The organism is Seinonella peptonophila (assembly GCF_900129355.1).
Lineage (GTDB): Bacteria > Bacillota > Bacilli > Thermoactinomycetales > Thermoactinomycetaceae > Seinonella > Seinonella peptonophila.
On sequence record NZ_FQVL01000008.1, the window covers coordinates 125,850 to 146,815 of the forward strand.

The following is a 20,966-nucleotide window of genomic DNA, read 5'->3' on the forward strand; positions in this document are numbered from 1 at the left end:
CACAAGAAAAGAAGCAGGGATTAGTATGGTCCCTTTGGTTGCTGAGTAATTAAATCGTTGCTCGTTACCCTTTGAAACGTTCGGTCAAGTTTTGTTGTCGAAATATATTCCATTGTTCAGCACCGTTATTCACTAAAATGTCTAATTTCCCAAATCGCTTTCTTGTTTTGGACACAATCTGTTGCTAGTTATGATTTGTTTACTTCGTAGAATATTTGAGTCATCAAACCTATTATTTCTGCAAAGGAGAATAATACATATGTGCTGTTCATTAGAGATGTGAACGGAAAAGTGGTAACAAAAACAGATCATAATCCCCTCTTTAAGGGATCAGCGGATTTGTAGATCACTCAATTGATATGGTGCAATCCTTAGATGAGATCTAATCATCCTCAATAGATATCATGTATAGAAGTATTACATGACTTCGCAAAACAATTTTTATCGGAGATTTTATATTAAATATATTTAAAAGAATCCCCTTTCATGGTATTTTTATTAAAACTCCTATTAAACACAGCTATCAGTCAATAACTATTATTTACCTGTTTGACATCAAAGGAGGCCCTTATGAAAAAATCCCTGATTTTTGTATCACTACTTGCTTTTTCTTTGCTAGTCCCTTTTTCAGCTTTTGCAGATACAGGATCATCGGCTAGCTCTGGACTGTTCATTTCCAAAGCACCTCACCAAATCCCTGGAGAACCACCTGGTTTGAACCCATCGATTCCTGATACACCACCTGATGGTAGCAAAACAGAAGAGGAATATACACAAAAATATTTAGAAGACAACTATACTAAATTCAAAGAAGCTGAAAATGGAACATGGTGGCGAGGAAACCCTAATAAAGGAATTCCTGATTATGTAATGGTATTTGTATGGAATAATAGTAAACAGGATGCTCTAAATATTGCTAAATTTTGGATGCAAAACGACGGTGAAAACTTAAAAAAAGCTGAACCATTTCCTACCCCAATAGCGAAATAAGAATTCTCACATATACTAAGAAATAATCATCCACTTCATTCTTGGAGAATAGAAGTTCTATCAAGCACTCCTTAGACTGAAAAAAGCACTTCTGAAAATCTATTCAGAAGTGCTTTTTGTACGGTGCTAGGTGTAATGCCCGCTGCACATTATGCAACGGGTTTCGCCAATTTTTAAATTTCTACTAAGCAAAGCATGAAATCTTATCGAATGATTGTGGCAATCCATATGTAGATGTAAAATTAAGTAATTATGACAACAATTTATATCTACATCGATTTAACTTCGCAAGGAGCTGATCAGGTGGTAAAAGAAAACTATCGGTATCCGATTGAATTTACCATAGATTTAATTAGTGGAAAATGGAAACCACTACTCTTGTTTATTCTCATCCAAGAAGGAACCAAACGTTTTGGAGAACTCCGACGGATTATTCCAGAAGTTACGCAAGGGGTACTAACTACCCAACTTCGAGAACTGGAACGAGATGGTTTAATCAGTCGAAATGTATATCCAGAGATTCCACCACGAGTTGAGTATTCGATTACTCAACATGGTAAAACTTTGCTTCCTATCTTAAAGAGGATGTGCGATTGGGGAAGTACTCAAATCGAGCGACATTCAGTTCAGGCTCATGGTAAAAAACTAGCCTCTAAGAAAGAATAGAGGCTAGTTCTTCAATTCTTTTATTCGTCGGACTTCCTACTCCATTTATCTGATCATCCACTTGAAAGGTTGCGTTCACGAGTTACGAATGTGCCGATTCATTCCGCTTGTAATCGTTCACAGATCACGCAAGAGAATTACCTATCTTAACATATTGAAGTCTTTCCGCTCTCTTATATACCCCACATAGGTATATAAGAGAGCGGAATCATCTTATCTTTTGCGTTAGATGATGAAAGCTGATTCTTAGCGGTATAGGGCTTCGGCAGGTGCCAGAATATGATCAAGATATCGTTTAGCTGCTTCTTTTAGAGCAGCACCCGTTGCTCGATCGGCATTATAAGTGGCAAAGGCAGGAAGAAAGGTACCATTGCAACGGTTAATCGTCGCCTGGATCGGTCTCAGATACTCGCTTATCGTAAACCAATTTCTTCCACCTGATCGATATTCGTTTTCGGGACCTCCTGTTGTTGTTGCAACAATAAAATCCTTTCCTTTTAGCGCTTCACCACCAGGGCCAAAAGCCCATCCATAAGTTAAAACTTGATCAAACCATTCTTTTAAAAGCGGCGGACAGCTATACCAATAGAAAGGAAATTGTAAAACAATCCGATCAACCCCTAGCAACAGTTGTTGCTCACGTTCAATATCGATCTTTCCATCTGGATATTCCTCATATAACTTTCGTACTTGAATGGTCGAATGATTGCTCAATTCTTTTGCCATTGCAGAGTTGGCTCGTGAGTCCTTTAAGTTTGGATGTGCAATGATAACCATCATTTTCATAAATCATTTCATCCTTTCAACAAATTGATATTATTATTATGTATGGTTGATAAAAATCAGAGAAGTACTTAGTTGTTTCTGACCTAGTATGCTAGAACATACTAATAGCAGCTAGACAAGTACTTTCCCTATGCTTGGAATTTTATGGTCAATCAATCCTATCAAAACCTTGGCGTCTGAGGAGACTCGAACAGTTTGCTCGAAAGGAAAATGCTGCTTCAGCTGTCATTCCGCTTAGATACGCCGAAATGGAACTTTGCCGATCACCTCTTCTTAAATTTCTACTAAAAAAAGTACGAAGTCTGATCGAATGATTATGGTACTTCATTTATAAGAGGATTGTGACTTCTTAACACTTAACATTCGACTTTATTGCTATGATTCTCGATTTTGAACAAAAGACACATCTTCATCTTGTCTTGATCCTTTTAGCACTCATTTGACTACGATCCCCCAAGCACAGCATTTACAATATGATTCAATCGATTTTGATATTCATCTAAGGTCTGTGGAACATGTCCTACAGATGGTTCCAAGATAAATTCCCAATGTAACCCCCTTATTTTCGCCTGTTCGACCAAAGCACTCGATTCTGAGTAATCGACGACCTCATCTTGATCACCCTGGATCACTGTAACCGGTATATTTTGATTGATCAGATAACGGTCTGGTGAAAATTCAGCATGAAAATCACCAAATCGTTCTTGAAACCAACGCTTATATTGAGGTGACGCTAAACGCTTCACATGTCTTTCCAAGCTGACCATTGGTGATACAGCGATAATTCGCTGTAGTTGCGATCGCAATGAGCCTGCTAACAAAGCTAGGCTTGCTCCAAAACTCACTCCATACAAGACCAGCTCATTTTCATCCAGACCATAGTGATCGGATAAGTATTCTACTAAGGCATCGATCTCTTCACCAAAGCATTTCTTCCATTTTTTCCATGGCCGTTTCTTATGCATCATACCTAGCTGAGAAGACCCTGAATAATTTAGTACAACTACCATCCAACCCGCTTTTAACATCACTCGGTACAAACCTAAATACCGAAGCTCATCATACTCACACGACTCAGGGCCTCCATGTAGAGAGACCATACATCCTTTGATCTGTTCATGTGGTGTGTAGACTAAGAGATGGAGAGATGAGACAATATGCCGATCACCGATACACGTATCTTTTATAAAGCCAGGTAACTTTGTTATTTTCTGTTCTTGTGATATCAGAAGCCACTCCGTGCCATTTAATAAACTTTCTTTTTCAAGCAAAACATGGTGGTTAAATCGATTGGAAATGCGCACACTTCCCTGCATATCAATCGGTTCACTTTTAGTACCATCTAATTCAATATACTGAATAAAATGATTTCCATTTTGATTAAGAATAACCAGCAATTGCTCATCTTTCATCCATGCCGCATCGACAACAGCATTATTCGTGCAAATGGTTGAGATCATTTTTTGATCTAATGTATTGAGAATCTTTAATTCAGACCCTTGCTCTAACTCATGCTCAAGACAGAAATAATCCCGATTACTACATAAATAACGATCCTTGATCACCACTTCTTTAGCATGAAAAGGAAGTGAGACAACAAGTTCAGATGAATCAGGGGTGCGATCACGAAGCGACAACAGAATTTGACGATTCCGGTGATAATACACTATGTTTTCATATCCTCCTCTTATCCGCTTCCATGCTTTACCATAGATTTGTAAAGAGAAAATTTCATTTCTGTTTGCTTGCGTTTGAACTACCACACAAATATATGTTGGATCATCTGCTGCTAGACAAGCATCGACCAATAATTCGATTTCAGAGGGCATCTGATAGCTTGCTGTTACTCGCCAGCTTCCGTCCATATTCATTTCCTTTATTTGAACAATACGTTGATCAAGAACCGATATCATGATCAAAATGGGACGATTATCTGGAAATAATAGTGCTTGATCTTCTTCAGTCAATACATAGATTGTATCCAAACGACAAGTAGCTCTATGATAAATAACGACTGCTAAAGGCTCCATATATTGGATCAATACGGGATTTTGGTCGGCATCGAATCCGACCAAACGATGGAGATAGTGCTGATAAATCTCATGAAATACTTTTTCTTGCTTTCTCATCTATAGCACCTTCTTTACTTGAGCGATTCACAGATTGAACGAGGGTGTAAAACAGAGGAAATAGTACTGAGTTGAGAATCGTAATCCCCCCGCTCACGAACAAAGCATAGTGAGTATGTAGCTGAAATAACCAGCCACCCAATGATCCACCTAAGGCATCACCTATAAAAAATGCCGATTGAAGAAGTCCAAAGAAAAAACCAACCAAATGACTAGGGAATAGTGATAACTGGATCAACTCTTCACATATCACCGAAATCGTGAGTAAAAAAGACCGTAGCAGGAAAGCAAAGACAACCATAATAGCAGGTAGTTGATAAGTAAGCATCAACACAAGCATACCTGTGATCAATTCTGCAAAAAAGAAATAAGCCACCTTGTGTTGATTGAATTTTTTATTACTAAAAAAAGGGGCGCTAATTGCCCTTATGATACTCGTAGCGGCGATGATGATCCCCAAAGCAGCTATGTTAAAACCTTGCTCCTTTAAAATAATCGGCAAAAATGGAGCAAGCATACTAACAGACAGACCAGACATCATACCAAAGAACACCACACCTGTTGAGATCAATAAATGATCTTGCCATCGACCTTTTTGCTTATCCTGTTTCTCCACATTTCTAGTCTGCATGTTAGGGACTAAAAATGCAGTGAATCCACATAAAATGGCAGACAAAACAAGGACTGTTGGATATGAAAAGGATGGTGCTCCTAAGATCATGGCCAGAAAGCCTGCTCCGAGTGTACCAATCGCAGTCCCTGTGTTAATTCCTGTTGTATGAATGGAAACCACTGTTGCTCGGTCATCTTCTTGTACTAAATCCAATATCCAATATCTAAGACTCACAATAACCAACGACGCACCCAAACCAGCGATAAAGCCTGAGCTAACGACAATCAACATCGAATGGGTATATATCCTCATCAAAAGTCCCAATCCATAGACCAATACCCCAATTCTCAACGAAAGGGTGGAACCCAATCGATCTCCTAAGAATCCTGTAAAAAAAGATAAACTTCCTGCGATGGCCATTGCTGTATAGGAAAAACCAAATGCAACGAGCGCTTTATTCTGTTGAAACCATAAAGGATGAATCGTTTTAGAGGTAAACATACACATATAAAATAAAATCGTAAAGATCATAAATTTTCGCGCACTCGTACTATTCTTTAGCAGAAGATGAAAGCTTTTCATCCACGATCTTCCTTTTTACCATGAATTCATTTACCTTTAACTTCTCACTCTCAGGCAAGATCGTCTGTCCTGTTTGTAAGACACTCAGGGCTTGTTCAAATTGATCAAGGTTACAGAGGGACTCCGCCTTTAGCGAAATAAAATCCTCTAGCAATTGTTCATCTGAAATAGGTGACTCATGATTTTCGATTAATTCGAAACACTTCTGGTAGTCCCCTTGCTCTGATAGAGCATAAGCATAGTCGTAAGTAAAACTAGCTTCACCCAATGAGAGTTGAACTGCTTTTTTATAATGCATGATACTGTCATGCCATTGCCCTCTTTGTAGGGAAATATATCCCAATAATCCATACGTTTCTGCAATAAATGGATCAAGTCTTCTAGCAACTTCGAGATGATGGATTGCTTTTTCGGGATTTCCCATTTCAAGATAGCAATATGCTAATTCCAGATGGTTTTCTGGGTAATTTGGATCTATTTGAATTAACCTTTTGAATACATTTATCGCTGGCTCAAAACGTTTGAGACGAAGATAGCATTGAGCCAAGTTGTAAATCAAAACACTTTGATGTAATGAGGCTTGCTCATTTTTGTATCGGTCAAGTTTTTCAATTCCTTGTTGCAGAAATTGAACTGCCTCACCAATCTTCTGACGGCGAAATAAAATCAACGCATATCCATTTCGATTAAATATCCTTTGAAACTCGATCGTTTCGTCACCTTTTGCGTCGAGATTCAGTAGAATATCATACGCTTGCTGTAAAAACTGTTCAGCACGATCGATTGATAATAAGTATTTCGGATGATGACGAGCATATAGCATGGACAGCACATAATAGCTACCTACGATATCTCTTGGTTTTCCATTTTTCGGGATTAGATTGAGATAATATTCGGCATTGATGGTCTCATCCAATTGCGTATAGGTAATGCCTAAATAATAGCAATAGTCAGGGTGTATTTGTTCTTCCATCAGTCGTAACAATAACCGTTTGCCTGTCCATGCATCTCCACAGGCGATATACTCTCTAGCCCATTGATAGATAAATTTCTGTTCCTCATCAGATAACTGCCTTGGAACAGATGTCAACATATGAAGTCTCTGTTCATCTCGATTTGGTTGATAGACGATAGAAGGAGATGGAGCCTGCTTTTCGTAAACGAGGCTTAGCTGAATCAAAGAAAGTTGCTCAGCCGCTTCAAAAAATAGCTTTGATCCCTCATCTAGATGTTTTGCATGATAGAGATAAACATGAAATCTGCGGCTCTCCAATGCACAATGAGCAATTTTGATCAAATTGCGGATCACACGATCTTTCACAAAAAAACGCAACTGATGACTGGAATCTTGTGAATCTGTTAAGCTGTTTTCATTTATCTGACCTCTGCGTCGCGGATTGAACAACTTCATTCCATTTAATTCATATGTTTGTTTGGGCTGATACCCAATGTGGTCCAATAGTGCCTTTACTGGAGCAAAACTGACTGTCTGCTCTTTCACGTGGATATAGATGTTCATCTTTCCCCCACTTTCATCATGAATACTTCGAAAGACTGGGCAACGCTATTTTCCGATCCATCCTGACACAGCCACATCACTCAATTTATGAATCAAAACCTCTCTTGGTCAATTGCATAATTTCTTGACCAAGAGAGCATCCTTTTTACACCATAGTCATGGGGTCATTCTTTATATGATCAACGTCTTGACGTAGGATTCCGCGATGAGAGATGTCGTAGGAACCGTTTACTTAGGTATATCACGCTCCTCATCATCGGCTTCTTTGCAAACCATTTGCGACTACGGTTCAATACGAGAATTTTTTGTATGCCTGATCTTATTGCTCTTCATTGACTCTGTGTTTTTCCGCCATACATAACAGCAAAATTAACCTTTTTTGCTTTCGCTTTGGATTTTATCAACTTCAACTATATCCCCCCTTTATCTATGGATTTATTTAAATATTACAATTATTATTTTTATGCAGATAGACAAGAAAAATATCCAAAAATGGTGCATCCATATTTGATGAATGTCCGCGAATATTTCCTCAATATACAATGAATATGTTATGATGACTACAAATGTAAGCCGAAGATGCCAAATGCTGTAGTAAGGATTCATCCTTCCAGCATCGGCTACATAGGCTAGCCACCTATCAGCAGAAATTGGAGGTAGATAGGAGTCCAGTTTCCAAGGAACAAACAATCGATCTAGGGATCAAGGGAGATCCAACCATGACACAAAACAGCCCCGTCAGCGTGACGGGTCTGACCGTAGCGCCGTTCAATGGCGCGTTCGACTCCCGCAAGTACGACGAGCTGAACTATCGCCAGCTCCAGCTCGTCGACGCGCAGGTCATCGAGATCGTACTGCGGCAGCAGGCCGAGCTGGAGATTCCGTCGGAGAGCATCGAGCGCTTCGGCATCATCGGCAGCGCAGCCGTCCTGCTGGTGCCGATGATGTTCGAGCGCCTTCGGGCTACATACGGCCGGTACGACCTGATCGACCCGACCGACTCCAATCTGCTTCTGCTGGGAGAGCGGCTCGGGTTTACGGATGACCCCATCCTCCGGGCCATGCATCCCGAAGACCCGAACGCGATCTATCGGAAGTTCGAGGTTCGGATCTTCAGGAAGATCAGGGAGATCTTCGGCGACGAGGAGGCCGAAAGGTGCCTCAACGCACTCCAGAAGGTCCAGGACCACAGCCGTGGGATCGACGGGGACATCAACACGCTGCGCCAGGCACTCCATCTCCTGATGAGTGTGGTGTACGACTACCTGGTGGAGTCGTACGTCGCCTACGCCATCACGGAATCGGAGGACGAGGTTCTCTACTCCTGGAAGCAGATGCTCCGCGCCGTGAAGGTCGGCGGGTATGTCACTTCCATCTCCTTCCTCAACTCCAGCGGGGTCTACCCCGCGGGAAAGGAGGAAGAGGGAATCGGCTGCCCGGCCACGCCGATCACCCGGGAGTTCATCCTGAACTTCCTCAACCTCCTCGCCAAGGCGGGGTACATCCGGTACGTGTACGGAGAAACCCAACTGGACGGCGAGGGAATGCCGCGCGAGGGCGCCGAAGAAGCTGCTGTCTGGACGGCGCAGCTGCTGAAGCCCCTGCCCGAAGACTGACGACAACGAGTTCGCCGAAAGGAGTACGATGAACGCAGTAAGCCTCGAAGGGCTGAACCTTCCGCTGTGGGAGAACCACCTCGATCTCAGTCGGTACATCCCCGGCAACTTCATGATCCCGCACACGCTCGACGTGGAGATCATCGGAACGCTCCACTCCGTGTACAAGCGGATGGGGATCAAGCCCGAGAGCGTCCGTCGGGCCGGCAACGTGGTGCTTGGGGAGAACTTCTACCCCGCAATGTTCCACAACGGGTACATGCACCCTGTGGAGGGTCTGATCGACCAGATCACCATCCTCCCGCAAGACTTCCTCTACACCGCCAAGCTGTGCGGACGAGGGAACAGGGTCTACCAGGGTGTCGCCCCCTTCGTCTGGGGAGCCTTCGACACGCTGATCTACGACATCGCCGGTCAGCGACCGGGTGACCCGTTCTACGGGACGCTCGATCAGGCCTGTGAGCGAACTCGTCCCATCATGGGAACGATGTTCGGAACGCCGAAGAAGCCGTACGAGCTCCTGACGGCTATCCTTTCGGTGGAAGAATGGTCGGCAGACAAGAACCTCTGCCTCTACGGCTTGAGGAACATGATCAACACGTTCCTCAAGCCGGGAGGAACCATCGCCGTCGCCATGATGGTGGAGCCGCCGGCCTTCCGACTGCCGTCGGGACGGATCGTTCCGTACCCCGACTTCAGGGAGCGGGAGATCGTCGAGTTCTTCAAGAAGCAGCCGCTCGAAGGGCTGACCATCCGCCGCATCAAGCACACCGTCCGAGGTGAGAAGGGAGTCCTGCTCATCATCGGTCAGCGGTGAGCTGCCCCCACGGTTCAGGGGCCTCCCGGATCGACTGATCGAAAAAACACGCACCCCAGCGTCCTCACTACACTGCGCGCTGGGGTGCACACGCATTCCCATTTTACTGAATTTTCATTTCAATCTTCTGTATAGCATTCTAAAACTACAGATTTATCTCCATAGACCTTTTTGGCATGATTCTCACCCCATCTACAAAACTGATCCAATGTTTCTTTCAGACTCCAAGCATACTCACTTAATTGATACTCCACTTTTGGTGGGATTTGATGATAGGAAATTCGGATGATCATTCCATCACTTTCAAGCTCTCTTAACTGTTTTGTCAGCATTTTTTGAGTAATATTGGGAATTAACTTTCGTAATTCATGCGTACGCTTCTTCCCCGTCATCAAATGATACAAGATCACACTCTTCCATTTCCCCCCAATGATATCTAAAGTGATCTCGATTCCATTTTGGTATTTTGATTTCGTCTTATCTTTAATCATGATGAGCCTCCTCTTATTTCAGAACTTAAATGGATACATCTTTTCATGATATAAAGGGGCATTTTAATCCCTACATTACTTTAAAATGCGTACATACTTTATCTTCCTATAGCTCCTATCATAGCAAATTTAGAGAAGGATGACAGCTTAAAGCAAGATTGCTCATCCCTCCTTCATTACTTGAATTCACCGTATTTTATGGTATATTTAGAACAATCGGTATCAATCTTAACTAAAAGGATGATTTTAGTTGCAAAATGAAATATTTTCTTGGGCTGGTTGGAATGCAATTGCAGCAATCGGGGAAGTGCTTGGGGCAATTGCTACATTTTTAGCAGTTTGGTTCTCACTAAAAATTGCTCGAGAAGCGAAAGCTGTAGCTGAAAAAAGTTTTAAACCCACACTACAAATTAATCATGATCATTACGTAGAGGATAACCGTGTATTCATATTTAATATTACTAACTTTAGTCCATTTCCCATACAGATCAGAAACGCATTTTGTTTTTACACCATTCGTAGTAATCTTCTACTAAGCGAGATTAAAATGATATCAGAGAATACCCATTTCCCTCTTTTAAAATCAGGGCATTCACATAAAATCAAGTTAAAAATTTTCGATCTGATCCCTGAATCAATTCAAGAAAAAAAATTGGCCTATTTCCCAATTAGGATTTCCATAGAAGTCGTAACCGAAAGTGGGGATTTTTTCTCACAAAACTATTTTTTTTGCATGTCAAACCCCCATATCACAAAATTTATTCAATATTTCAAAGCTGATAGCGAATCAGGTGCGATCGAGTTGGCGAAGAAATACAACTCGAATTTTTCAAAAGATAGGGATACCACCTATTCATCCCAATCATTCTTTCAATAACAAATCATCCAATCCCCTTCTGATCACATACAACCTCTTCTAAAATATCAAGATTATTGAAAAACCGTTCCATTCTACTTTTATGGTAACATTCACACCTCATCTTTCATCTTGAGTAGGATTCTCCCCCTTCTATGTTTTTTCTCACTCATTTCATGCGCATGGATTTCATTAAATTTAAAAATATTGAATTCCGTTAAAGATAGACAAAGAATCGAGCAAGAAGAATTTGATCTCGTCGTCTAAGGCGAGCTTTATTGACTGACCCTTCATGAGCGTAAAAGTGCATGAACATCGTTTGGTTCGCCGCTTGAACCTTATACCATCACGCACACAGGAATACCACCTGCTACAAGCAGGATGAGCACGCTCATGTGTTCCATCATACAAAAAAGATTGCTCTTAGTAATCACTTGAAAGGGATTACCGAGCAATACTCGTTCTCATCCCACGATTGAAACCCGTGGGCTTTCACACTCGCATTTTGTAATCAAGATTGAAAACATTTTGTTAGATGTTTCATTTACAAAGGCTTAGTCACCTAAGCCTTTGCTTCTTTAGCGAACCCATTCAACTACTTGTTGTAATGCTTGGCGGGTTTTTGGGCGAGGCTCTTGATTTCGGTAACCAAATGCAACCATGACAGAAATTTCAAATTCGTCATTGATAATACCCTCCGCAGCGAGGAGTTCATTTACTTTGTCTCGATTAAATCCTTCGATAGGACAAGAGTCGATTCCAATCATAGCGGCGGATGTCATCATGTTGGCGAGAGGGATATAAGTTTGCTTGCCAGCCCAGTCAGCTATTCCACGTTCTGTATCAAGTAAATGGAATTCTTTTTCCTGGAAATTTTTAAAGGTATTTAGAAAACCAGCGACCATATCTTCCGGAAACTGTTTTACATCTCGAATCATATAAGAAATATAGTCAGAATCGTATCTCATTTGCTGTTGAGTTCGTTGTAAAATCAACACAAAATGACTTGCATTGGATAATTTTGTTTGTGCGCCCCAAGCGACTTCACTCAGTTTTTCACGGAGTTTTTGGTTTTGTAGAATCACAAATTTCCACGGTTCAAAGCCAAATGAGCTAGGGGAGAGTCGACCTGTTTCAATAATATATTGAAAATCCTCATCATTTATTTTCTTATTGGGATCAAAAGCTTTACATGCATGACGAAATTGAAAAGCATCTAACACTTGTTGCTTGATTGAATTTGCCAAGTCAATCAACCTCTCTATTTTGCTATAGTAATATAGATTTCAATAGGTCTCTTTACATTAATCCATTGTAGTCGGTACAATAGATTTTGAGAAGAACGCACAAATTTGTGTCATAGTATCAATTTTTATACTATTGGAGAGGTGCGATATGGATCACAAAACCGATTGGCTGATTTGGAAGAAAAATGGTTACAATTGCCCAGTCGAAGTGGCAATCGATGTGTTAGGCGGCAAGTGGAAAGGTATTATATTATTCCACCTCATCGAAGGAACCATGCGTTTTAATCAATTACGGAAACAGATGCCAGGCATCACCCAGAGAATGTTAACACTGCAACTGCGAGAATTAGAGCATGATGGAATCGTTCATCGTGAAGTATATAAACAAGTCCCCCCTAAAGTCGAATACTCCTTGACTGACTTTGGACGTACCCTCATCCCAATTGTTGAGAAAATGCGCGAATGGGGATTCATCCATACCGAACAGTTACTAAATCAACGAAATCTTTCAATGAAATTAGACGGTAATCAATCATAATGTTCATTACCTGTATACATGTAAATCAATCATCCTATCATTCTATGAATGAAAAAACGTAAAACATATTCGTTATCGTTGCCCTTATCCATATGCAACAACCTTGTTTGAACCAACACTGCAACATAGATGGAAATAATCCCAATAAAGCTGGGTCATCTTGTAAATGTCACATGTTCTGCTCGTGATCGTGGTTCTCGGCGACGCTTCGATCTGGGCTTGCAAAGATGTGTGGCTGTCGCGTCCGGTTGCCTTGGCAGCAGGATAAAACTCGCCTCCTCCGTCCGGTATCCGCCTGCGGAGACTCAGACAGTTGTCCGAATAGAAAATGCCGCTTAGGCTGCCATGCCGCCAGTTGCGTCCAAAATGGAGCTTTGCCATTCACCTCCTCACTCGCTTCATGAGGTCTGTCTGACCGTGTAACCGCTTGTGATAGAGGTTCATTGTGCTTTTTGATTTATACAGACCGTGTTTTGTTAGTGTTTTTGGGAATATGCACAATGAACATTTTGTTCTCATCTAACCTATTAGATCAATCATCTGTAATGGATAAAAGTTTAGATATCAGAACAATGAAAGAGAATCAACCAAGTATTACTTCTTTATATAACGAATAGGAGGGCGATTAGGAAATAATAGACTACAACGATTTACGTTTACAAACCGACGGTCTGTATATATAATATTCCTTAGTACTTCCTATGTATGAATATGGAGGATTGGAAATGAAACAAGAAGAGAGACGAAAAAAGACAATTCAATTGTTACTTGACTCAACAAAAGTACTGATAGAAACAAAAGGTTGTCACTCTATTACGATGAATGACATTATGAAACAATCGAAACTATCAAAAGGAGCGATCTTTCACTATGTAAACAGCAAAGATGAGATTTTTGCTTGGGTATTACAAGAACAATTAGATCAGACAAATGAAAAATTTTTTAATGAAGTGAACCATGGGGAAAAGACGTTTGAAGGGCCTTTGGATAAAATTTTACAAAGTCTATCATCTCATGAAAATCAAACTGTGACGAATCGCGTGTTGTTGTATTTATTAGGAAGGGAAAACGAACCTTCTGTCGCAAAAGTACTTGAGCAATACTATGAACAAGTATTTCATTATACAAAACAATGGATTGCCAGCGGTCAAAAGCATGGCGTGATTAAAAATTTTACTAATGCTAGTAGAGTAGCAGAATTATTGATTTTGTTGACATTTGGTTACAGAGTTCGTCAATCTATCCCCATAGAAAATTCATCTTTTACATTAGATGAACTAAGGTCGTTTATGAGTGATTTATTAAAAGCATAGGGGGAGAAATGATGGCGACATTTTATGTACTTGTGCTTTCATTCTTTGGATTCTTAGGTATAGGAAAAATGGGTTTATCTTATTTTGATAACTGGCATACATCTCTTCAGGGATCTATTACTGCTATGCTACTTATTGCATTTTCAGCCCGATTTGGAGAGAGAAAAAATGACTTAATTCGTATGGTTCCATCAATTTTCCCTAGACCGGATCTCATCGTTTTCATAACAGGCATACTCGAAATCGCTGCGGCGATCGGCATTCATATCCCATCTATTTCTAGATTGGTTTCGATATGTTTAGCGATCTTACTCATTGCTATGTTTCCAGCAAACATAAAAGCTGCTAAGGAGAAACTCAAAATTGCAGGGAAACAAGTTCCCGCACTTTGGCCAAGAACAATGATACAAATTATCTTTATTATACTTGTATTATTAGCAGGTTAACTGATGATAGAGAGGATCTGAGTAAAATGACAGGTTGGCTATTGATTCATTTAGTTGGAGTTGTATTATCTATTGGCAATTTTATTGTAACTGCATTTTGGAAAATCCGAGCAGATCGTCAAAAAGATCCACATGTAGTTCTTCATAGTGTAAAAAATGTCATGCTTGCTGACTATATTTTCACTCTACCTGGTATTATATTCATCTTAATATCCGGCTTAGCGATGGCAATAAAAGCTGGCATGCCGATGTCAGGGTTCAATTGGTTTACGTTGTCACTTATCTTATTTGGCTTAACAGGCATCTTATGGTTGTTTATTCTAATACCCGTACAGCGTAAAATGATCAAACATGCCTCTAAATCTGTAGAAAATGGACAGTTAGGAACGGAATATAAAAAATCTTCCCTCCATTGGGCGATTGCTGGGTCCATTGCCACAATCTTGCCTATTGTGATCATGTATTTCATGATCATGAAACCTTTGTGAAAGATAACATTTCATATATACGCGACTGATTAAACTCATGTGGCATGGAATTTGAACCCATTTTGCATAAGAAATTGCCTCTCTATCAAGCGCAACCTTTTATTTTTGCTCTTGTGCTTTATTTTTTGTCTCAGTAGATTCTGATTTATGAATTGATTTACACCCCAATATACAATAGGCTAAAGATTTCTACTCATTATAAAATTGAATATTATATATAAGAATGTTTTAATTAAATAGTTCGGATATTTTAATCAAAAGGAGTATATTGTTGACTTCCTTACGTAAATTATTAGTAGAAATTGTAGCTTATATCATATTGGGGCTTCTTTCCCTCATCCCTAGTGGGATTATCACTTCGAATGATCAGTCCTTGACCTTGTTACGTATAGCCAAAGCGATTCCTCCTACAATTAAGCCCCAGATAATATTTGTAACTATGACACTTATAAATCCAAGTGGGTTTGTCAAAGGACCTTGTAATTGACCAAGGAGAATTGGCGATAAAATACCACTTATTATTGTTGCAAATATTGCATAACTAATCCCAGCAAAAACAAGAATTAGAATGGGTTTTTGAATGTTTTTTTTCACGACGATTAAGAGCCAAGCCAATGAAATGAGTATTGTTAACAAAATGCTTCCAAACTGTTGCCCTATTAGATCTATTAAACCGGTTATTTTCATAAGGGGTCTAATAAGTGCTAAAGCACCTAAACCTAAAATCAAAATGAAATTTTGCTTCAATGCTTCAGTATTTGTCATTTCACAATCGCTCCTTTCTGTTTTTCGTCTACTTTTCGATTTTTCTTTTTTATCTTTCCAAATGGTTTATAATAGGTAATAAAAACCATAAATACCAAACATAGTAAATTGAAGGTTCCTGTGATTATAATCGACCACCAAGTAGTCTGAAAATCTTGGTTCTGTAATGTTGCAAATCCGATGTCTTTTACCATTTCTCCTATACTTGCAGTCCATTTATTTAGAAATAGAATCCCAATCATAATGGTTAAAATTGTTAATATGAATTTAATCGTTACCCAGTAATGCTTCACAAGTCCCCATTGAGTCCAAATGGATAACATAATTCCTGTAATTAAGGAAAGCAACGCTGGATATTTAAGTAAATTTTCATCAATAATTTCCATGTTAGCCAAAGTATAATAAAGTTGTTCACCATTAGCGGCATTTTGCAAATAAACTCCTAGCAACAACATCCCCAATGTACCGCCAATCCATGAGGCAACAGAAATCACATGAATCGCCACTAATAAGCTTTTTTTCTTTTGATTAAGTCGATAAGCCATTTGGATCATCTACTCCTTCTAACTCATTCATCTGGTAAGTGTGTTACTAATGGCCAAAGATATTTTTTTAACATACCTTCAGCTTGCATTTACCTTAGCAAACAAATATTGTGAACTTTTGACGATCCTTGGCGGGTTTCATGACCAATTCACTGCATTTCTAGTTTGAATCTCACGAAATTGGCGGAGAGTAAGATCATTCAAGGAAAATGTGGTCACTCCTCGTTATAAAATTTGATGAAGTCTTGCATATCTGTCAAAGCATCCAGAAAAGACTTATTTTCTCTTTGTTAAAACTCTCTTCTCGAAGCGTACGAAACCAACACTCCATGTACGCATTTGCATCTGCCTAATAAATTGGAATACAAAAAAAGGAAACCTCTCCACCCATTCAAATCTAATGGAAGTTCCCTTTGGATTACCATATTGTATAACATAAGCTGCCATATCAAGGAGTCGCTAAAATGGAGATCAAACAGTGGAAATCTGGGGTAAATAAATTAAAAGAAGAAATCTTCACACTCTACTACGCCTATCAAAATCCTGATACACCTATTTTTGCAAAGTTGGTGACCATTCTAGTAGTTGCTTATGCATTTAGCCCTATTGACTTGATTCCAGATTTCATTCCCATTCTGGGCTATTTGGATGATTTTATTCTATTACCGTTTGGAGTTTTGCTTGCAATCAAACTAATTCCTCAAAACATTTTAGATCAAAGTCGAAAGCGGGCTCATACGAGGTTATCGACTAAGAAGCCAAAAAATTGGGTAGCTGGAACAATCTTTTTACTTATTTGGATCATACTTTTAAGTGGATTGGTTTATTATCTTTACAATACTTTTGGATATTAACCATTTCAATTATAAAGTGTTGATATAACAAAAACCCCTGCATATGCAATGGTTTGTTTTGGTGGAACATAGCGGGATCATCACCTACCTAATCATCCCATTTATTTTTCATACTTATATCAAAGCACTTTTCAATCCAATTTTGACTATCCCTTTGCTTAATATAGGTTGAATGGTCCGTCTCTCGTCTTTTTTTTGCTTCTTCTGATAGATCAATACTTTCCATGAAGATGCCCTGATCAAACACATATTTCACAACCGTATTGTAGTAAAGTGGAGATTGAAACCCCATATGTCGATAATATTTTTGGATAAAACCGTCAGTAATTAAAATAGACCCCGTGTAATGAAGTGGTAAATTTACATCTTTGTAGAACAGGTCTCCAGCAGAATGCCGAATGTTCTCAGGTTGTATTCCATTTAACACAATAGGTTCTTTGTCTCCGTTATTTGTATATAGGTCCTTTAGGATCAGTTGATTGTTTACATCAATCGCAAATATGGCTTTAAAGCCTCGATAGCAAGCAGTAGAAAATTTTTTGGGTGAGAATCCCAAATCAAAAACATTGAAAAAATAGTTCGGTTTTTCGATTGCGGATATAGTGTAATTGATGTCACCGATTCTCATAATGTCTTTCACTTGAGCCGTCATAATATTTTCCTCTCATTTGTTATTAAAACAAGTATATTTAGTATATTTCCGAAAACGAAGGGTTGTAATCTTTATTTTTGAGGTGGGGGTTCTTGGGAATAGAATCCGACTGGTTTCTTGCTTATCAAGCTTACACCGTAGTTCTTATGGTATTAGGGGGTTAAGAAAGACACAGAAATGAATGTTACTAATGTAATATTATTTCCAAGAAGGGGTAGTACCAACGAATGTGTCATTACCCGCAAAGTGAATTCTATTTATTGTAACCTCTGAAAAACAGGGGTTTTTTTGTTTCTTCTCCAGCTATTATCATATTATCCATATTGCTGTACCCTTTGTTCAGATGTTAGAAACTTAGTGAATCGTTCACATACCCTAAGTAAAGGAATAGCTTGACCCTTACGTAACGTAATGTCATATAGTGGGGGTACTGGTAAAAAGCTAGCAACCAAGAAAGGGGATGATTATGCTACAAGAATGAAAGTTGGAAAACTTGCTAAGATGACAAAACTGATCGTGAAAACAAATCGATTTGATCATAGGAGGCAAATACAATGCAAAAAGTAATTTCGAAAGACGGGACCGCCATTGCATTTGATAAATCTGGGAATGGACCGGCGATCATCCTGGTATGCGCTGCATTTCAAACTCGTTCTGATCCGATGATGTCGCAACTTGCATCGCTTCTGTCCCCAAACTTTACCGTCTTCAACTACGATCGTCGAGGTCGAGGGGATAGCGGTGACACGGCGCCGTACGCGATTGAGCGCGAAGTCGAAGATATCGAAGCTCTCATCAACGAGGCTGACGGATCGGCATTCGTATTCGGCATGTCTTCCGGTGGAGTCCTTGCCCTCGAAGCGGCTCGTAAGCTTGCTATCGCGAAGCTGGCATTGTACGAGCCACCTTTCGTCGTTGACAATACGCGTCCTCCGCTGCCGAAAGGTTACTTAAAACAGCTCAAAGAGCTGACAACGTCGGGCCGCCGAGGCGACGCAGTTGAGTATTTCTTAACGAAGGCAGCAGGCGTTCCTGCTGATTTCATTGCTCCGATGCGAAACGCGCCATCCTGGCAGGCGATGGAAGATGTAGCGCACACGTTGGTCTATGATGGTACCATCATGGGTGACACCATGTCGGGCAACCCATTGCCATCCGAACGGTGGTCTTCCGTTTCAATCCCTATGCTCGTGGTGGGTGGAGGAACAAGTCCTGAGTACCAGCAAAATGCGTTGAAAGCGCTCGTGGACAGACTCCCCAATATAAAGCGCCACATTTTGGAAGGTCAAGATCATAATGTGGCTCCAGATCTCCTCGCTCCCGTTTTGACTGATTTTTTCTCCATGTAAAATAAAGGAGACTATAACAATGAGAAAAATCATTTTACTCATGCACATATCGCTTGATGGCTTCGTAACTGGACCAAACGGAGAAATGGATTGGATTATCCATACAGAGGAAGAACAGAACTATGTCACCGACTTGCTAAACACCGTAGACACTGTTTTATTTGGACGTGTGACTTATCAATTGATGGAAAGCTTCTGGCCAGCTGTACCCGCGCATCCCGTCTGGTCTAAATCGAAGTACCATTCCGAACATGCTGTCTGGATCGAGAAGACAGAGAAAATTGTATTCTCCAAGACTCTGGAAAAGGTGGACTGGAACAATTCCAGACTGGTGAAAGAACACATTGTGGAAGAAATAGCAAAAATAAAACAACAGCCCGACAAAAACATTGTGATGATTGCCAGCCCCGGCCTTGCGCAAACGTTTATGCAGCTCGGTTTGATTGATGAGTATCGGATTAATGTCAATCCTATTGTTGTTGGGGGAGGAAAACCTCTCTTTAAAAATATCAAGGACAGAGTCGATCTAAAACTTGTGGAAACCAAAACGTTTAGCTCTGGAGTCGTAGGGCTTGTCTACGGAGTGAGAAGGGGTGAGGTGTAGATGGACAAATTGTGGAAATATGCTGGATGGATAGGACTTGCTATGATAGCGCTGATCTTTATTCAGGCGGCGTTCCTTAAACTAATGGGTGTGCAAGCGATGGTAGAAGTTTTCAACAAGCTCGGTTATCCTGCATGGTTTCGTATCGTAATTGGGATCTTAGAAATAGTCGGAGCGATTGCGCTGCTTATTCGGTCTTCTTCACGTTACGGCGTGATATTATTGGCATTGATCATGATCGGTGCGATGATATCATCGCTTGTGAAAGGAGCGGCTGGCGATGTGATCGTTCCAGTTATTATGCTTTTTCTACTTGTATGGATCGCAGTAGTTAGGGGACCTGTCAATCGCCACATAGCGGAACAACCGCCATCGAGCAAGGTTAGACAAAAGTCTGCAAACTAAAGAAGCGGCTGCGGTGGCTCTTTTTCTACGAAAAAAACTGCGACAGCATAATTGACTAACAAAATATCTTTATCCATAGTCAGACCATTCCATCTATTGGAGACATTAAGCTCCATAAAATTCAAGCTACCCATTTGCAACGCTTTTATAAGGAAAAACTAATGCATGCTCGAAAAGATGGGAAGGGCGGCCTCTCATCACATACTATAAGGACTATGCACATTATCATAAGATCAGCTTTAGGACATGCTGTCAAATGGCAGTTATTGAATCGGAATGTAGCAGAACTAGCCGATCCTCCTACCCTTGGGCACAAAGAAATAATCACATGGTAATAAAGCAGAAATTAACCAGTTTTTAATGCACGCAAAAAAAGACCCTTTATTCACTGCATTTCCCTTGGCTGTCACAACAGGCCTTAGAAGGGGCGAAATTTTAGGTCTTCGATGAAAAGATATTGATTTTGATAATCAAACAGCGAATACACGAAAATACCTTGTGGATATACGAGGGAGACTAATTTTACAAGAGCCGAAAACAAAAGGGGAAGTCAACGCTCGGTGTCACTAACAAATACAGCTGTCCAAGTATTGAAAAGACTTGAACTACTACCACCTCTGTAGGTGGTAGATTCCTGCGAACACCAGACCAACGTCCAGTTATCTTAGCAGGCTCTACCCGCCGTCCCAGCGGTG

General features: G+C 40.3%; 22 protein-coding genes. 13 read left to right on the plus strand and 9 right to left on the minus strand.

Features of this window, described 5'->3' with window-relative positions; translation table 11 throughout:
• The first annotated feature begins 570 nt into the window (after nucleotides 1-570).
• Nucleotides 571-990, plus strand: a complete 420-nt coding sequence (locus BUB71_RS13425; RefSeq protein ID WP_073155381.1) for a hypothetical protein — start codon at nucleotides 571-573, stop codon at nucleotides 988-990.
• A gap of 303 nt (nucleotides 991-1,293) precedes the next feature.
• Nucleotides 1,294-1,656 carry a winged helix-turn-helix transcriptional regulator gene (locus BUB71_RS13430; protein WP_073155387.1) on the plus strand — a complete coding sequence of 121 codons (363 nt, stop codon included), beginning with the start codon at nucleotides 1,294-1,296 and terminating at the stop codon, nucleotides 1,654-1,656.
• A 246-nt stretch (nucleotides 1,657-1,902) separates the two neighbouring features.
• Here the strand turns inward: BUB71_RS13430 and BUB71_RS13435 are convergent, their stop codons facing one another.
• From BUB71_RS13435 to BUB71_RS13450, 4 genes are all read right to left on the minus strand, one after another.
• On the minus strand, nucleotides 1,903-2,442 hold the full coding sequence (locus BUB71_RS13435) for an NAD(P)H-dependent oxidoreductase (protein WP_073155390.1): 540 nt from the start codon (nucleotides 2,440-2,442) through the stop codon (nucleotides 1,903-1,905).
• Nucleotides 2,443-2,885: 443 nt separating this feature from the next.
• Nucleotides 2,886-4,571, minus strand: a complete 1,686-nt coding sequence (locus BUB71_RS13440; RefSeq protein WP_073155394.1) for an alpha/beta hydrolase family protein — start codon at nucleotides 4,569-4,571, stop codon at nucleotides 2,886-2,888.
• Nucleotides 4,543-5,766: an MFS transporter gene (locus tag BUB71_RS13445; protein WP_073155397.1), complete on the minus strand. Its 1,224-nt coding sequence runs from the start codon at nucleotides 5,764-5,766 to the stop codon at nucleotides 4,543-4,545. The genes BUB71_RS13440 and BUB71_RS13445 overlap by 29 nt, the downstream gene beginning before the upstream one ends.
• The gene (locus tag BUB71_RS13450; RefSeq protein WP_073155400.1) at nucleotides 5,735-7,285 is read right to left on the minus strand and encodes a tetratricopeptide repeat protein; all 1,551 of its coding nucleotides are present in this window, start codon (nucleotides 7,283-7,285) and stop codon (nucleotides 5,735-5,737) included. Before BUB71_RS13450 ends, BUB71_RS13445 begins: the two co-directional genes overlap by 32 nt.
• Before the next feature lie 719 nt (nucleotides 7,286-8,004).
• On the opposite strand from BUB71_RS13450, the gene BUB71_RS19165 reads away from it, so the two are divergent.
• Nucleotides 8,005-8,901 carry a hypothetical protein gene (locus BUB71_RS19165; RefSeq protein ID WP_139279105.1) on the plus strand — a complete coding sequence of 299 codons (897 nt, stop codon included), beginning with the start codon at nucleotides 8,005-8,007 and terminating at the stop codon, nucleotides 8,899-8,901.
• A 28-nt stretch (nucleotides 8,902-8,929) separates the two neighbouring features.
• On the plus strand, nucleotides 8,930-9,718 hold the full coding sequence (locus BUB71_RS13460; RefSeq protein ID WP_073155411.1) for a hypothetical protein: 789 nt from the start codon (nucleotides 8,930-8,932) through the stop codon (nucleotides 9,716-9,718).
• A 119-nt stretch (nucleotides 9,719-9,837) separates the two neighbouring features.
• On the opposite strand, the gene BUB71_RS13465 is transcribed toward BUB71_RS13460, so the two are convergent.
• Nucleotides 9,838-10,209 carry a winged helix-turn-helix transcriptional regulator gene (locus BUB71_RS13465; protein ID WP_073155415.1) on the minus strand — a complete coding sequence of 124 codons (372 nt, stop codon included), beginning with the start codon at nucleotides 10,207-10,209 and terminating at the stop codon, nucleotides 9,838-9,840.
• Between the two features lie 250 nt (nucleotides 10,210-10,459).
• On the opposite strand from BUB71_RS13465, the gene BUB71_RS13470 reads away from it, so the two are divergent.
• A complete protein-coding gene (locus tag BUB71_RS13470; RefSeq protein ID WP_073155418.1) occupies nucleotides 10,460-11,086 on the plus strand; it encodes a hypothetical protein in 627 nt (208 codons plus the stop codon).
• Nucleotides 11,087-11,643: 557 nt separating this feature from the next.
• Here the strand turns inward: BUB71_RS13470 and BUB71_RS13475 are convergent.
• Complete coding sequence (locus BUB71_RS13475; protein WP_422785145.1) at nucleotides 11,644-12,321, minus strand: NAD(P)H-dependent oxidoreductase; 678 nt, start codon at nucleotides 12,319-12,321, stop codon at nucleotides 11,644-11,646.
• 139 nt (nucleotides 12,322-12,460) lie between these two features.
• On the opposite strand from BUB71_RS13475, the gene BUB71_RS13480 reads away from it, so the two are divergent.
• The 4 genes from BUB71_RS13480 (at nucleotide 12,461) to BUB71_RS13495 (ending at nucleotide 15,097) form a co-directional block, all read left to right on the plus strand.
• Complete coding sequence (locus BUB71_RS13480) at nucleotides 12,461-12,850, plus strand: winged helix-turn-helix transcriptional regulator (RefSeq protein ID WP_073155424.1); 390 nt, start codon at nucleotides 12,461-12,463, stop codon at nucleotides 12,848-12,850.
• Nucleotides 12,851-13,575: 725 nt separating this feature from the next.
• A complete protein-coding gene (locus BUB71_RS13485; RefSeq protein ID WP_073155427.1) occupies nucleotides 13,576-14,163 on the plus strand; it encodes a TetR/AcrR family transcriptional regulator in 588 nt (195 codons plus the stop codon).
• 8 nt (nucleotides 14,164-14,171) lie between these two features.
• Nucleotides 14,172-14,609: a DoxX family protein gene (locus BUB71_RS13490; RefSeq protein WP_245815629.1), complete on the plus strand. Its 438-nt coding sequence runs from the start codon at nucleotides 14,172-14,174 to the stop codon at nucleotides 14,607-14,609.
• A 26-nt stretch (nucleotides 14,610-14,635) separates the two neighbouring features.
• Nucleotides 14,636-15,097: a DUF2269 family protein gene (locus BUB71_RS13495; protein ID WP_073155434.1), complete on the plus strand. Its 462-nt coding sequence runs from the start codon at nucleotides 14,636-14,638 to the stop codon at nucleotides 15,095-15,097.
• Nucleotides 15,098-15,463: 366 nt separating this feature from the next.
• Here BUB71_RS13495 and BUB71_RS13500 read toward each other — a convergent pair whose 3' ends face one another.
• Together BUB71_RS13500 and BUB71_RS13505 are read right to left on the minus strand one after the other, a co-directional pair.
• Nucleotides 15,464-15,862: a hypothetical protein gene (locus BUB71_RS13500; RefSeq protein ID WP_073155438.1), complete on the minus strand. Its 399-nt coding sequence runs from the start codon at nucleotides 15,860-15,862 to the stop codon at nucleotides 15,464-15,466.
• On the minus strand, nucleotides 15,859-16,416 hold the full coding sequence (locus BUB71_RS13505) for a hypothetical protein (RefSeq protein ID WP_139279106.1): 558 nt from the start codon (nucleotides 16,414-16,416) through the stop codon (nucleotides 15,859-15,861). The genes BUB71_RS13500 and BUB71_RS13505 overlap by 4 nt, the downstream gene beginning before the upstream one ends.
• A gap of 455 nt (nucleotides 16,417-16,871) precedes the next feature.
• On the opposite strand from BUB71_RS13505, the gene BUB71_RS13510 reads away from it, so the two are divergent.
• Nucleotides 16,872-17,261: a YkvA family protein gene (locus BUB71_RS13510; protein ID WP_073155444.1), complete on the plus strand. Its 390-nt coding sequence runs from the start codon at nucleotides 16,872-16,874 to the stop codon at nucleotides 17,259-17,261.
• A gap of 88 nt (nucleotides 17,262-17,349) precedes the next feature.
• On the opposite strand, the gene BUB71_RS13515 is transcribed toward BUB71_RS13510, so the two are convergent.
• Nucleotides 17,350-17,913, minus strand: a complete 564-nt coding sequence (locus BUB71_RS13515) for a hypothetical protein (protein ID WP_073155448.1) — start codon at nucleotides 17,911-17,913, stop codon at nucleotides 17,350-17,352.
• A gap of 554 nt (nucleotides 17,914-18,467) precedes the next feature.
• On the opposite strand from BUB71_RS13515, the gene BUB71_RS13520 reads away from it, so the two are divergent.
• From BUB71_RS13520 to BUB71_RS13530, 3 genes are read left to right on the plus strand one after another with little or no spacing between them, the layout of a single operon-like run.
• The gene (locus tag BUB71_RS13520) at nucleotides 18,468-19,262 is read left to right on the plus strand and encodes an alpha/beta fold hydrolase (RefSeq protein WP_073155452.1); all 795 of its coding nucleotides are present in this window, start codon (nucleotides 18,468-18,470) and stop codon (nucleotides 19,260-19,262) included.
• A gap of 19 nt (nucleotides 19,263-19,281) precedes the next feature.
• Nucleotides 19,282-19,866 carry a dihydrofolate reductase family protein gene (locus BUB71_RS13525; RefSeq protein ID WP_073155457.1) on the plus strand — a complete coding sequence of 195 codons (585 nt, stop codon included), beginning with the start codon at nucleotides 19,282-19,284 and terminating at the stop codon, nucleotides 19,864-19,866.
• Nucleotides 19,867-20,271: a DoxX family protein gene (locus tag BUB71_RS13530; protein ID WP_073155460.1), complete on the plus strand. Its 405-nt coding sequence runs from the start codon at nucleotides 19,867-19,869 to the stop codon at nucleotides 20,269-20,271.
• The last annotated feature ends 695 nt before the right edge of the window (nucleotides 20,272-20,966 follow it).